The sequence below is a fragment of the Coriobacteriia bacterium genome, assembly GCA_030652115.1.
Taxonomy (GTDB): Bacteria; Actinomycetota; Coriobacteriia; order Anaerosomatales; family Anaerosomataceae; genus UBA6100.
Window position 1 is genome coordinate 39,069 of record JAUSBK010000002.1, and the last position, 15,294, is coordinate 54,362.

Below are 15,294 nucleotides of genomic sequence, written 5' to 3' on the forward strand. Positions count from 1 at the left end.
CTTGTTGCCCGATTTGTTGCCCGATTGCACGGGCAGCGCGGCCATTGCGAAATCGGCGTGCCGACCTGCGGATTCGGGCTCTCGAAGAGGACTTGCGCTCAGCGTACACCGCGACGTTCGAGTGACTGGACCCGCTCACTAGGCACAGTGCGGGACATCGGGCATCCTGCTGGAATACGAACAGGTGTTCGTGTATTCTGGGCACGTCAGACGTACGGCAATCACCCAGCGCGTCTACAAGCCTGCTAGTATCCAGATGTGTCCGTGAGAGCACTCTGCGGTAAGAGGGAGACAGCATCTTGAGCTTCAGTTCAGTCGAGATTTGTTCGGGAGCGGGTGGCCAGGCCCTGGGGCTGGAGCTCGCGGGATTCGACCATAGGGCGCTCGTTGAGATCGAGCCCGCGGCTTGCCAGACTCTGCGGCTCAATCGCCCCAGCTGGAACGTCATCGAGGGCGACTTGCACGCATTTGATGCAACACCCTACAAGGGAATCGATCTTCTCGCAGGCGGCGTGCCGTGTCCTCCGTTTTCCAAGGCCGGTAAGCAACTGGGCGCAGACGACGAGCGTGATCTGTTCCCCCAAGCTGTTCGTCTGGTCGATGAGTGTCGGCCTCGTGCCGTCATGCTCGAGAACGTGCGCGGGCTTCTTGATGCTGTGTTCGAAGACTACCGGGACAAGGTCGAGCTACAGTTGAAGAGTCTCGGCTATGTCTCGGGTTGGCGGCTACTGAACGCATCGGACTTCGGCGTCTCTCAGCTGCGGCCACGGGTCGTCTTTGTGGGCATCCGAAAGGATGTTGCTGATCATTTCGAATGGCCAGTTCCGCAGGCGATTGAGCCTCCGACCGTCGGCGAATTGCTCTACGACTTGATGGCGGCAAACGGCTGGCGGGGTGTTGACCAGTGGCGCGAACGAGCCAACTCCATCGCACCGACGCTAGTGGGTGGCTCCAAGAAGCACGGTGGCCCTGATCTCGGTCCTACTCGAGCTCGTCGTGCATGGGAGTCGCTCGGCGTGGATGGTCGTGGGCTCTGGGATGCGGCGCCGGATCCGGATTTCGTTGGAATGCCACGCCTGACGGCGCAGATGACCGCACGCGTTCAGGGCTTCCCGCATGACTGGCAGTTCTCCGGACGCAAGACCGCGGCCTATCGGCAGATTGGCAATGCCTTCCCGCCTCCTGTCGCTCGGGCCGTGGCGGGTCAGATCGGCATTGCCTTAGCCGCCAAACGTGTCATCAGGGTTGCCTGATGTACGGGCGCGTTGAGTTCGCAGAGGCTCGAAAGGCCTTCCACAACGCTCTGCTGCAAAGCTGCCTGACAATCGATCCGCAGGGCAGACCCAGCAATTGCGACGGCTCCAATCAGACAAGCATCAAGCTCGCGAAGGGAATCGCAGACCTGCTGAAGGCGGAGACCGTTGGTGAGCGCGCGGCCGGACAGACCTCGGGAAACCAGTTTGAGGCGATATGCGCGGAATTCGTGGACAGTACATTCCGCCAGCTTGGCCATCTCAGGCCCGGCAATTGGCAAGTCCTGCACGTGAAAGGGCGCAACCGGCTTGAGATTGCGCGCTATGAACAGTACTCGCACCTGGTCGCTCTGGACCGCGCTGCCAAGAACGATCCGGAACTTGCGGCAGCTCTTGGCAGTGACTACACGATCACTCCCGACGTCGTCGTTGTGCGCAACGTCGAAAGCGACGATGCCGTCAACAGCCCGGTGATGCTCGTAGATGACAGCGTCGCGACCCTGGCGAGCCTTCGGGAGCGGGAGGGCGGCCTCCCGCTTCTCCATGCGAGCATCTCCTGTAAGTGGACGATTCGCAGCGACCGCGCGCAGAATGCCAGGTCGGAGGCGCTGAACCTGGTTAGCAATCGTAAAGGTCCACTGCCTCACATCATGGTCGTTACGGCAGAGCCGACACCCAGCAGACTGGCGTCGATTGCCTTGGGCACCGGCGATGTTGACTGTGTCTACCATTTCGCGCTCTATGAACTGCAGCAGACGGTGGAAGCGCTCGGCATGCATGATGCTGCGGACGCTCTCGCAGTCATGGTTGAAGGCGATCGTCTCAAGGACATCTCCGACCTACCGCTCGACCTGGCAGTCTAGAACGCGCACTGGTCACGGCGGCACGTGCCTGACTTCAAGTTTGAATCGCAGCACTTCCTATGATGACGCCTGCGATCATGCATAGCATTCCTCCGGTGTCCTGAAGCAGCTTGATAAGCGCAAGCGCTGATGCACCCGGCCCAGGTCGGCTGCTGAATGGAAGCAGGGCCACTCTACGTGCGGCCATGTGTCTCAAGGAGATGGTTCACTTGGATGAAGTCCTTCCGGGCGAGAAGAACACCGGTCTATCTCTGGGGGCCGAGGAGCTGCGGCTGTACCAGCGACTCGCCAAGATCGCCCCGGCGGCGGCGACCATGTTCATGGATGCGACGCGCTTGATGAGCATAGGGACGCAGATCGAATCGCGAGCGCACCTGGTCGCGCACCTCGTGAGGGAGATCGAGTCGACGCTCACTGCGATGCTTGATCCCCAGGGAGGGAAGAACGACGCCGGCGAGCCCGATGGCGAGGGTGCGAAGCGGAAACGAATCATCGAAGCGCTGGAGCTCGGCACTGATGAGGCGTGGGTGGAGCTCGCCTCCAAGCGCAACCGAGAGGAGCTTCGGCCGGCAGGGTGGGCACATCGAGACAGCTCCAGCCTGGATCGACTGCGTGGGACTGACAACGATTTCGACAGGTTCTGGCGGCTGCACTCAGCGATGTTCGATGCTCTTCTCGACGTGTTCGAGCGGCGCTCCGTGTTCATCCAGCAGCACATCAGCGAGATCGTCCGCCGCGGTCCGACCGCGAAGTCGGCCGAGGCCCTGGCTGCTCGCATGCCGAGGGACCTCGTTACAATGCGTGAGCTGTTCGCACAATGCGCGGATCCTGCATGGTTGGGGCCCCTGCACAACGTCGGACTGTTGACCTGTCCGCCTGAGCCTGTGACTACCGCTGAGGGGAAGCGCTACTCCAGCTGGCCGGCCGGGGACTACTTGACCCAGATGGCCTCGGTGCAGGCAGCACAGGACGAGGTTACGGGAATCCTGGAGACTCTTTCGCCGACCGAGAACATATACGCCTACCAGAACGTCGTCGACGCTGCGAAGCAGATGTCGGCGTCACGCGCTGCACGTCTTGTGGCACAGGTCGAACGAGGCATCGCGCTCGCCTCGCGCCTGCCTTCCCAGCGCGACGTCGCTGAACTGGTGTCGAATCTGGCTTCTGGCGGGGCACTCGACGAAGCCTATCTATTAGCGACGCCGCTCCTCCGACTCGACGCTCGAGAGGGACCGCTCACTCGCGACCTAGTCAGCCAGTACGGTGATTGGGGGTTCGGTGAGGCATGCAGTGGAATCAGCGGCGCCCTCATAGACGCGGACCCGGAGAGGGCGTTGAGCCTTGCGGCCGATCTTCTTGAGGCAGCTGTCGCTCTCGTGAACGGTGAACGCGACGCCCAATGGGACATGTCCGAATACTGGCGCCCGGACATTCGTGACAGCGACGACAACCGCGATTCCGAACCACGCAATGCCCTGGTGTCGTTCGTGCGAGACGCCGCCTTGAAGTGCGCAGTCTCCGGGCGAATGACAATCGCCGAGTGCGTCGAGCGACTCACAGAACGCAAACCCATGGTGTTCACGCGCGTTGCCATCGATTTGCTTGCTCAGCATCCCGCCAACGACGTGGACTTGACTACCAGCTATTTCTTGTCAGGGATTCGCGACGACGAGGAGCGCACCAGCCTGGAAATGGTCAGACTCCAGTCTGTTGCCTACCCGATCGTCCCCGAAGCTGCCAGGGACGAGTTCCTGCGCACCGTCTTCGAAGGACCCGAACTGGAGGAATGGCGAGCAAGGTTCTTCGAGTGGAAGGGCTCGACCCCATCTGCCGAGGATGAGGATGGCTATATACGCGCATGGCGCGCGAGGCGCCTCTTCCCGGTCAAGGACTGCCTGCCAGCAGAGCACCTTTCTGAATACGAGCGAATGGCGGAGACACTCGAAACGCAGCCCGCATGGGATGACTATGCTCAGTTCAAGGTCCGCAGCGGATGGGGTGATCGCCCGCCTGTGGACCGCGAAACACTTGCCGGGATGACGGTTGAAGAACTTACGGCGTATCTCAGGGATTGGGCTCCTGAGAAGGAGGACGACTTTCTGGGGCCCACGATCCGAGGCCTGGCCTCCCAAGTTCAATCCATCATCGAATCTGATCCGGGCAGCTTCGCCCCCGTCGCACCCGAATTCCTCGATCTCAAACAGGACTATGTGAACGCCGTGATTCGCGGGTTCGAGCAAGCGCTGCGGAACAAGACGGAGTTCCAGTGGGACGGCGTCATCGATCTCCTGCGGGGATGCACGCTGGAACATCGCTACGAGTACACGGGGTCCGGCCGCACCGAGGGCGATGAGACACTTGCCGCGTCGGCGAGCCTGCTGGCAGACGGCATGCTGTCTCAGGTTGCGCCTATCCCAGCATTGCTCTTGCCCAGCGTGTGGGAGATTCTCTTGCCCGTTTTTGAGGACCCGAACCCCACCGAAGCGCATGAGGCGGAGTTCGGCGGAACGAACATGGACCCTTTCACGCTGTCGCTCAATACGGTTCGCGGGAAGGCGGCTCATGCTCTGATGGCGTACATGGTCGAAGCTGCAAAGCAGGATGGCGTGTTCGACCTGGACCTGGAAGACCGACGCGGCATTTCGTCGCGTCCTGAGGTGGCGGAGAAGCTCGAACAACTCCTCGACATCACTAACGAGAAGTCGCTGGCGGTGCGCGCGGCAATCGGCGCTCGCCTGGATTGGATCGCCATCGTTGATCCCGAATGGCTGCGCGCACACTGGGAGAGCCTCTTCCCCGCCCTTGACATGGCGCGCCGCCACGTCGTGTTCGACGCGTACCTGACCTTCGGTACCATACGCACGCCGATCTTGCCGGACTTGCGCAGTGAATACCACTTCCGTGCTGCGCACATCGCTGAGGAACTACCGGTAGTCTGGGAGCGGAACGAGCCAACCCTAGCTCTGGCCAGGCACATCGTCGTCTTGTATCAGATTGGAGCGATCGAGCTAGATGATGAGCTCATGGACCTTCTCTACGCCGACTCAGCGCAGCCCTTCTGGGAGACCGCGTCAGTCCATCCACCGCGTCTGGCTTCGGCTCGCAGGGACGCGAAGGAGCAGGTGGAGCCGGCTTTCCTCGATCGTGCATGTGCTCTATGGGAACGTCGGATTGGGCTCGCGGAACAGGCCAATGCCGTGGGATCGCTCGAAGCGCATCGTGACGAGATCGTCGCGTTCGGCGCGATGGTGGACTCTAGCCTGTTCCCGTCTGATTGGTGGCTGACACAACTTGAGCGAGTGCTTGCACTTGTCCACTGGGTTGAGCCCGACTACGTGGTCATCCAGAGCCTCGCTGAAGATGTCGTCACGCATCCGGGTCGAATCGTCGATGCAGCAACGGATTTGTTGGTCCACGACCCTGAAGGCTATGTCCATCAATCCTCGCGCCGAGAGTACCTGACCATTGTTGAGGCTGGGGTCAGTTCGACTGATCCGGCTGTACGGGCCAAGTCTCGCGAGCTGGCGAACCGTCTTGCAGCCAAGGGGATGAGCGGTTTCCAGCAGTTCGCGCTGTCGGAGAATTGGGGCCGAGTCTGATACCGGTCGTGCGAGGCCGATTCAGTGGGCGGACGCATGCCGCCGTCAGGACGCTGGGATGGCCATGAGCGCGGCCCTTCCCAAGGCGGTCGGCCGTTCGGCACTCACCCGGCGGTGCGCACCTTCCTCAGGGCCTCTGCAGGGCCGTCAGCCGCCGGCAAGACATGGACGTCGATTTCCGGATGGGCGCAGAGGAACTGACGGTTCGGAGGACCTGGCGCTTCGCGGTCGGTCGGACCCCTCCGATTTGTCGCCCGATTTGTCGCCCAAATACATGGTGACTGTTGGTACTCGTTGGTACCTATTGGGACTCGCCGCAGCTCCGCTGTACCAACGAGTCCCAACGAGTCCCAATAGTCACAAGCACAATCAGGATTCGAATTCCCTTGGGGGCACCATAAAACCGCAGGTCAGAGGCCTGAAATTCCCTGTTGCGTGCTTGAAATCGGGCAACCAATCACGCTCCTCTGAGGGCCAGACACAGGGCAAAACCGCAGCTCAGAGGCCGTTTCAATCTCATTTCGGCGCCCGGAATCCGGAATCGGTCATCGAGATCGATTTGTCGCCCGATTTGTCGCCCGATTTCACGGGCAGTCCGTCTAATGCGAAATGGGCGGGCTGACCTGCGCAAAGAGGTCGGCAAGCGCTGCCTGGTGAGGGTGGGGAGAGCCCGAATACTCGCCATTCACTCGCCTATTGGCGGCAGAACAGCCATTCACCCGCCTCGGGGATGGCGGATTCCGCCCGCGCGTGAAGGTGGCTCCTCGTGGCCGATTGCCGACATCTGGCTCAATGGGCACCGATCTGTACGGACTGGAGGTGCCGTCGACGCTCCCGGTGGCGCATTGAGCTGGAGGCGTGTCATGCAGAAGTAGGTAAGATGTGGGGTGAAGGTTCTGCAGACTGCTCAACTGTGGGTTGGACAGAGGCCTAGCAAGACCACGATGTGAGACCGCCGGGGGTCGTTGAGATCAGGGGGAGCGAATGGTCCGTTTCAAGGTGCCAGGCGAAGACTCGGCGAGTGTAGAGTCCCCATCGCTCTTGTTCCGAGACCTGCCTCGCGACGAAAGCATTAAGTTTCTGTGGGGTCACCAGGAGAAGATGCTTGATGACTACTACGCCAATCACCTAGAGACACCGGATGTGGCTCTGGAGTTGCCTACTGGGTCAGGCAAGACCCTGGTAGGCTTGCTCGCTGCGGAGTATGCGCGTCGAAAGCACGTCGCAGCTGTCGTCTTCCTATGTCCCACTCGGCAACTCTGCAAGCAAGTGGACGAGCAGGCCGAACGCTACGGTATTCCAACCGTGAATCTGACGGGTAGTCACCGCAACTGGAGCCAGAAGGACGTCTACCGCTTTCAGCAGGGTCAAGCGATTGCAGTTGCCACCTACAGCACCGTGTTCAACTCCAACCCCGCGATTCAGGGTGTTGACACCTTCGTCTGCGACGACGCCCACGCTGCGGCGGACTACGTGTCCGGCCTCTGGACGCTTGAAATCTCCCGCGAGGATCATCCGGGCCTGTTTGACGGGGTCATGGGTCTACTGGCACCGATTCTTCCCACCAATGTGGCAGTGGCCATCGAAAGTGCGCACGAGCAGGACGCGGTTGACTTGGTTTCTCTCATTCGACTCCACGAGTACATGGACCGGCTGAAGGCGCTGATGTCGCGCTTCGCCAGCGAGGACGACGGTCTCAAGTGGGCTTGGGGCGAGATAGCGGCCCACATTGATGGGTGCTGTCTGTACTGCTCCTCGCGGAAGATCGAGATCCGGCCCGTAATACCCCCCACCGACACTCATCAGCTGTTCAAGGGCGCGCGGCAACGCGTCTATATGTCTGCGACTCTCGGTGAGGACGGCGATCTTGAGCGCGCATTCGGACGACGCAACATCTCGCGACTTCCGATACCCGAAGGCTGGGAGACCCGTGGAACTGGCCGACGCCTGGTCATGCAACCAGGGCTGAGTATCGAAAACCCGAGAGCTGCCGCCATCAGAATCATGCAGCATGCCGGCAGAGGACTATGGCTCGCGAACAGTTCAGTCGCCCAAGTGCGCATCAGTCGAGAACTGGAGGAGGCCGGATTCGCGGTCGTTGGACTGACAAATCGAGACGGCATGAGCGACGCTTTCGCACGTACCGCCAACCCCGCAGCAATGGTAGTTGCGTGCCGCTATGACGGAATCGATCTCCCCGGCGATCTATGCAGGGTGGCGGTCGTTGAGGGACTCCCTCGTTCACTTGGGCTGCAGGAGCGATTCCTCTACGAGAAGCTGCAAGCACAGGCGGAGCTTCGCGACAGAATCAGGACTCGCGTCGTCCAGGCGTTCGGTCGCTGCACCCGAGACGAGACGGACTACTCGCTTGTCTTGGTAGTGGGTGGATCGCTGCACAACTGGCTCGCAATACCTGCGAACACTCGGGGCATGCACCCCGAGAGCCAAGCGGAGATTCAGTTTGGAGCGAGTAACTCTCTTGAGACTACCGAGGACGAGTTCGTTGAACTGTGCGTGTCCTTCCTGGATGAGCGAGACACGAGGCAGGAGGTCGACCGGGGCGTGCGGGCTCTCCGTGACCGCTGCACCAAGGTAAGCGATGCGGAGGCGGGGCAACTCGTGGTGGCTGCACGTTACGAGATTGACTACTCGCACTTGATGTGGCGTGCCGACTACGCAGGAGCACTCGCGGCCGCCGTGAAGGTGCTCGACTCGCTGGAGGGCGGAGAGGAACTGCGCCCATACCGTGGCTTCTGGTACCACGCGGCAGCGGTTGCATCCTTCCTCGCATGGAAGGATAGCGGCCAGTCGCAGCACCGGGACAAGTGCATAGAACTTATACGCGGAGCCAAGGCATGCTCACACACGGTTACTTGGCTCTCTCAAGTCGAGGCGATGCTTGTCGGTACGCTCGAGCTCGAGAGTGCGCCAGCACAAGAATCCGCAGTACTTGTCGCTGAGGTTACGCGTTTCCTCGACAAGTATCGCTTGCTGGGATCCCGATTCGATTCGCGAGTCAGCGAGACGCGTGGGCTGCTCACAAGCTCCGTTGCCAAGGACTTCGAGCGCGGCCTGAAGTCACTGGGCCAGATGCTCGGTGCGCAGGCATCGCGGCCGACGGGCAGCGGCGCACCAGACGGTCTGTGGGTCTTTGACACCTTCGCAGTGGTGCTCGAGGCCAAGAGCGACTCCAGCCCTGACAGGGCTGTCTCCATCGACACGGTCCGTCAGACCCTGACGCATGAGACGCGGGTGCGAGCTGACAGCCAGCTCGGCAGTCTCCCGGTGGACACACTCCTTCTCACGCCACAGGCCACGATCGACCGCGAGGCCGCCAAGATCGCTGGCAACATACGTGTACTAGCGCCTGCGGACGCACTTGCGCTGTTAGACGTTGCTGCAATCGCGCTCGGTGAGATACGAGCCGTCGCGACCAGCACCATGCATGACTCGCTCGCTTCTCTGATAACGAGTGTGTACTCGCAGCGAGGTCTGTCGGCGGTCGACCTGCGCAAGCGACTTGTCAACACGTCGCTTTCGTCGCTGCCGGTGGCATAATTGTGGGAATAGCGGCCCCGTCCAACCCTGAGATCGAGCGGACAACGCTCCGCGTCGCCTCTCATCTCAAGGAACGTTAGGCCGAAGGGGGAGGCGTGGCGCGCCAGAAGATCGAGATGGAGCCCGGCGGCATATCGCCCGTGCAGCGCGATCTCTGGGTAGCTGCGGTCGAGAAGCTCGACGAAGCGACTGCCGCCGTAGAACAAATGGGCGCAGCACAAGACAGGATTGAGTTTGAAGCGGGATGGACGCGCCTCGTGGACTCTCTGGAGGAGTTCTGGGCGCGTTTCTTCGATGAGGGGAAGTCCCGTTTTCCGAGCTTCCAGCCGTGGGCGGGCGCGGTGCTGTCCTTCAGGAAGTCCGAGCCCCTGCTCCAGTATCTCGTCCAGGCGAGACACCAGAGCCAGCACGGCAGGATAGCTCTTGTTTGGGAGGAGGGTCGGCTACAGGTGGCTCCCGGGTTCTCTGGTGCAATCCGGGGGTTCCAGGCGTTTGAGGACGGGACATTCGAAATCGACGCTGTGCCAGCTCACCCATCTGTACCGTCACCGACTCTCATCCACTCACCGGGTCGCCCACATCTGCCGCTGATTGAGAACAAGAAACACGGCGGCAGGTTCGCACCTCCCACAGCCTATCGGGGCCAATTACTTCAGGATGCCTCTCCGGCCACCGTGGCCCGAATCGGCATTGACTACTACTCGGGGGTTGTAGCGGGAGCCTTGGAGAAGTTCGGCGGCCAGTCGGCATCCTTGGCCTAACCCGCGCGTCCACCGCGACAAACCGCAGCGGAGAGCGGTAGGCTGAAGGGAAGCGTATGGGCTGGTGTTTGCGGGTGATGCGCAACTACGCTAGGCACACTGCAGAGGGGGAAAGCCACATGCGGCGACGCATCCTTGAGCTCGCAATCTCCGCTTGGTTCTTCATCGCATGGCCCGCACTCGCTAACGCTGACTTCAGTGATTATGCGAATGCGAACGCCACTCGGGCGGCTGCAACGACTGCGGCGAGTGCCGCGACACAATCAGCCCTGATCTACGGCGGAGCCATAGTCTTGGCTGGAGTCGCCATTGGGGTAGGTCTCTACCTTGGATTGCGGAATAGGAAGTAGTCCGTCCAGAGGACCAGACGATGGGCGCAACTGTGGAAACTCGCGACGACGTATACCGTGAGTTTGGCGTGGCGGGTGAGATCGCTCAGGCCATGGAACATGATCTCGGCAGGGTGCTGCTCGCACACAAGGGTCTTGAGGAGCGGGTGTATCTCTTCGATGAGCCCTGGAAGCCTGAGGAAGCTTTCGTCGAGTCGGTTCGGCGCAATACTCTCGGATCCACTTTCTACCAGGAACCATTCTGGGGTCTAGACTAGGCGAGATTCACAGCCGACTATTCGGCCGTGAGCTCTACTGCCGCTCATGGCGTAGACTCGGGGTGACTGCATGGTCTGCGCATTGACGGGGGAATGGCATGCTCGAAGAGAGGCGCATTCTGCGGCTGCGCTACATCGCTGACTCCGAAGTTGACCTGGACGAGGTCGACCTGCTCGCGACCGCACCCTACGTTGGACACGAGCCGGGCGCCTACCACCGCCGAAATCATCGCCAAGCTCGTGAAGCTGACCGAATTCATCGCGGATCGTGTTCTCTCGGGATCACTGGGGAAGTGCCAACGAGACTCAGAGGACACTACTGGACCGACCGCAACAGCAGCGGCGAGCTTGATTACGCAGTGCGGTCGAGTCAGATGGCCGAGGACTTTGACAGGGCGGTCCGTCTATTCACGATGGCGGACGCTCAAGGTGGCCACCAGTGAAGGGGAAGGGCAAAGACGCAGGAGACACTGCACGCGACTCGGTCGCACATGCAGCCCTTCTGCCTCTTACTCCCATCTACGTCACCTCTGATCACGAAACGTATGTCAATGCCATCGAGACTGCCCTCAAGGAGAACAGCGGCTCTGCCATCCGCAACATCGCCCTTACGGGCAGCTATGGCGTGGGGAAGAGCAGCATTCTTCAAGAGGTTGCCGACCGGCATGACGACAAAGTCGTGCAGGTATCCCTCTCGACCCTCGGCTTCTCGGATCTGCCGAAGTCGGATTCCGCTTCAGGTGCGCCAGTTACGAAGACGAACCTGATACAGAAAGAGATCGTCAAGCAGCTGCTCTACAGGGAAGATCCGGCCAAGATGCCCGGCTCGCGCTTTCGTCGCATCGGCCGATTCAAGTTCTGGCGTCAGGCCTTGGAAGCCGCGCTGGTTGGTTTCGTCACAACACTCGTATTCTTTCTGGCGGGCTGGACTCAAAGACTAATTGTTCTCGTGCCGTCGGATATCAAGCTCGGCGGTTACGCGCACGCGGCCGTGTTCTTCGCTGCGACAGCTCTTGCGCTTGCGCTTGAATGGTTGTTTCACAATCGCATCCGGATTGAGAAGCTCTCTGCTGGCGCGGCTACCATCGCCCTGTCTGGGGAGTCGGGGACGTACTTCGACGAGTACCTAGATGAGATCGTCTACTTCTTCGAGATCACTGGTAGAGACATCGTCATATTCGAGGACATCGATCGTTTCGACGATCCTCATATCTTCGAGACCCTCCGAGCACTCAATAGCTTGCTGAATCGCGCGGGCCAGTTGAAGGGTCGCAAGATTCGCTTCATTTATGCCATCAAAGACAGCATCTTCGACAAGCTCGGCGTGCGGGCCGCCGCCGAAGAGGGTGACAGTGATTCGCCCGAGAGAGTCGATGCGGTTGATCGCGAGATGGCTCGGACCAACCGCACCAAGTTCTTTGACCTTGTCATTCCTGTCGTCCCGTTCATCACTCACCGCAATGCTCGGGACCTCATGGATCGGGTGATGAAGCAGTCCGGTTCGACGATATCGAGCGAGCTGATTGACCTGTCCGCTCAGCACTTGGTCGACATGCGGCTGATCAAGAACGTACATAACGAGTTTGTGATCTTTCGCTCAAAGGTTCTCGATGGTGAGGGTGGCGGGCTTGGCCTGAGCGAGGACGCCCTGTTCGCCATGATGCTCTACAAGAGCACACATCTGAAAGACTTCGAGAACATCAAGATCCGCGAAAGCCGACTTGATGTTCTCTATGAGGATTATCGACAGCTGGTAGCAGAGAACATGGCCGGGCTAGCGTCGGATGAGGCCAACGTGCGACGGCGCGTGGCTAGTCTTGACTCGGTCGAGAGTCGAAGTGCGGCTCTCGGACAAGATCTATTGGACTACATCGATCGACTCCAGCGACAGTTGAGCGCCAATGAGACTGTGTTCACGTATGCGAATGCAAACATCAATGCCGACCACCTCAAGACCAAGGAGTTCTGGGAAGGCCTCTTGGCTGGCGAACAGCCCGTTGTGGTGAACATGCGGCAGCCGAACAACCATATAGCAGCGTTCAGCTTGACCCGTGCCGAGCTGGAGTTGGCACTTGGCAAGTCGCTCTCACCGAAGAACTGGGAGATGAGCGATCGAGCGCAGCTGCGAGAGCGTCTCCAGAAGATCAGGCAGGATCGCGAATTCCTTCGGTCGGCTGGTATGCGCGATCTCTTTGATCGCGAGGAGTTCAAGCTGACCAAGGTGGATGCGGGGCAATTCTCATTCCGTGAACTTGTGGCCGATCATCTGGGCTCGAACCTGGCGCGTCAACTCGTTGCGGCCGGTTACATCGACCGCAACTTCACTCTCTACACCTCGACCTACTACGCGAACAGAGTCAGTTCGCAGGCGATGAACTTCATGATTCACAACATCGATCCGAACTTGATGGATCCGCATTTCGAGCTGAGCTCGGCCGATGTGCAGGCGGTATTCCGCGAGCGCGGCGAGTCCGTTCTGCGTCAGCGCGGGATGTACAACATCAACGTGCTGGACCACCTGCTAGAGAAGAAGGACACAAGGGTTGAGGCTCTCGTGCGGTCTTTGATGATCGATGGCGAAGATGAGCGAGTGTTCCTCGTTTCCTACTTCGCGGGTGGGGCTCAACTGGACGCTCTCGTCCGCAAGCTCGCGGAGAGATGGACCGCCATCTTTAGATTCATTCTCAATGACGCTCAACTTGGAGATGAAGTACAGTCTCGCCTGGTAAACGTCGCTCTTGGAAGCATCGTTGATGAGCTCGAATACGAGAGCGATGAAGCCGTTCGCGAGTACTTTGAGGGCTATTATGCAGAACTCCAAGTGCTCACTTCAGAAGACACGACTGCCGAACGCGCGGCGATTGTTGCGAAGCTATTCGCGGCAGCCGACGTACGTATTGCGGAGCTCATTGGGATCGCTCCCGAGGTGCGTTATGCGATGGTGGCTTCAAATCGCTACATCATCAGTCGCGACAATCTTGTGCTTGCTCTGGGTGAGCCTGCGAGCTTGGCCCTCGATACCATCAAGACGACGGACGAGGTTGTCTACGCCTACGTCATGGACAACCTGCCTGGCTACTTGGAGGCACTGGTCGAGGATGAACCGTCCGTTTCAATCGTCACGGCCGACGATTTCGGAGCCATCCTGAGTGACGTCGCTGAGCACGATGGAAGTCAGCTCGCTCGGGTGATCGCTCTGGCCGCGCCTGATTGCATGATCCAAGACCTCGAGGAAGTTCCGCAGGTCGCATGGCCATTCTTGGCCGAGGGCAATCGCTTTCCGGCAACCTCTGCAAACGTGTTCGCATATGTCGCGCAGGATGGACGGCTCGACGAGCATCTTGCGGGTCTGCTAACAGCGGCGGAATCGATCGTCGTCGCCGAGGATACCGAAGAGTCCTACAAGACAGCCTTGGCCAAGTACATCCTTGACGCCAAGGATGTGCTGCCAGATCCCGCTATTCGGACACAGTTGGTCGTTAGCCTCGGACTGGGCGACTGGCTGCCGGGGGACGCGGTTCCGAAGGAGTCGGGCCAACTCATCGGCATACTCGTTGAGGCCAAGGTTGTTGCCGACGACGAAGACACCTTCGAACTTGCGGCGGACATGGACTGGGCAACACGCGAATACCTGATCAGCAAGTCAAAGGACTTCGTTTCGTACATGACCCCCGCGCAGATCCCTGAGGACGAGGTTGCGCCGCTGATTCGTAGTTCAATCATCCCCAAGGTTGTGAAGACCGCATTGCTCGCTCGCCCGGCCGAGTTCACGGCGGACGCTGATCGGGTAACGCTGACGGTGCTCGCTCAGTACGCACTGGAAGAGGAATCGCGAGTTCCCGTGGCGGAGCTGAATCGATGGGCGTGTGCCCGCGTCGAATCTGCCCTGGTCGTGCAATTGCTGTCCAACATGTTGCTGGGTGTGTCGGAGGCCGAGCTGACGCAACTACTGGTCTCCCTTGGTGGTGACTATGCCGCCGTGTCGGCACGGAACGGCAGACGGCCGAAACTGGTCAACACTGAATCGAATCTTGCGCTGATCGACCGACTCAAGCAGTTGGGAATCGTGAGCTCACATGAGGTTGTCGGCAATAAGCTCAGGGTCAACATGAGGAAGGCCTAGTGGCCAACCGCAAGAGCGCCTGCCGACCGAAGAGGTCTACATCCTTCCTGCTGGGGGAAGAACGACAGCACTGGTCAGCTCCGCAACAACTCAACAGTCAATAGTGGAGTTGGAGTTGCCCCGCTCTTGTTGACACCTCGACTTCAGACAGCGACCGCTGCCAACGCCCACACAAACGCGCCCACTAAGTCTGGCCACTGAACGACAACACGCCGTTGCGCACGGTAATCGTCTTACGGCGGCGCACTCTGTGTCTGTCCGGGATTTGTTGCCCGATTTGTTGCCCAAATACATGGTGACTATTGGTACTCGTTGGTACCTATTGGGACTCGCCGCAGCTCCGCTGTACCAACGAGTCCCAACGAGTCCCAATAGTCACAAGCACAATCAGGATTCGAATTCCCTTGGGGGCACCATAAAACCGCAGGTCAGAGTGCCTGAGTGGCCCGATTTCGAGCGTGAAATCGGGCCACAATTGTCTTCGGGCCGAAAGCGGTTGGAGGCTAAAAGCGCAGGTCAGAGGGTGTGTA

At 59.9% G+C, this 15,294-nt stretch carries 7 protein-coding genes; all 7 read left to right on the top strand.

Annotation, left to right across the window (positions count from 1 at the left end):
- Window positions 1–296: 296 nt before the first annotated feature.
- A complete protein-coding gene (locus Q7W51_02725; GenBank protein MDO8847289.1) occupies window positions 297–1,253 on the top strand; it encodes a DNA cytosine methyltransferase in 957 nt (318 codons plus the stop codon).
- Window positions 1,253–2,116, top strand: coding sequence for an NgoMIV family type II restriction endonuclease (locus Q7W51_02730; GenBank protein MDO8847290.1), 864 nt, complete (start codon window positions 1,253–1,255; stop codon window positions 2,114–2,116). Before Q7W51_02725 ends, Q7W51_02730 begins: the two co-directional genes overlap by 1 nt.
- A 209-nt stretch (window positions 2,117–2,325) precedes the next feature.
- A complete protein-coding gene (locus tag Q7W51_02735) occupies window positions 2,326–5,715 on the top strand; it encodes a hypothetical protein (GenBank protein MDO8847291.1) in 3,390 nt (1,129 codons plus the stop codon).
- A 984-nt stretch (window positions 5,716–6,699) separates the two neighbouring features.
- Window positions 6,700–9,273 carry a DEAD/DEAH box helicase gene (locus Q7W51_02740; GenBank protein MDO8847292.1) on the top strand — a complete coding sequence of 858 codons (2,574 nt, stop codon included), beginning with the start codon at window positions 6,700–6,702 and terminating at the stop codon, window positions 9,271–9,273.
- 95 nt (window positions 9,274–9,368) lie between these two features.
- Window positions 9,369–10,034, top strand: a complete 666-nt coding sequence (locus Q7W51_02745) for a hypothetical protein (GenBank protein MDO8847293.1) — start codon at window positions 9,369–9,371, stop codon at window positions 10,032–10,034.
- A gap of 370 nt (window positions 10,035–10,404) precedes the next feature.
- Window positions 10,405–10,641 (top strand): hypothetical protein, encoded by a 237-nt coding sequence (locus Q7W51_02750; GenBank protein MDO8847294.1) that lies wholly within the window; start codon window positions 10,405–10,407, stop codon window positions 10,639–10,641.
- 439 nt (window positions 10,642–11,080) lie between these two features.
- Window positions 11,081–14,764, top strand: a complete 3,684-nt coding sequence (locus Q7W51_02755; GenBank protein MDO8847295.1) for a DNA-binding protein — start codon at window positions 11,081–11,083, stop codon at window positions 14,762–14,764.
- Window positions 14,765–15,294: the final 530 nt, after the last annotated feature.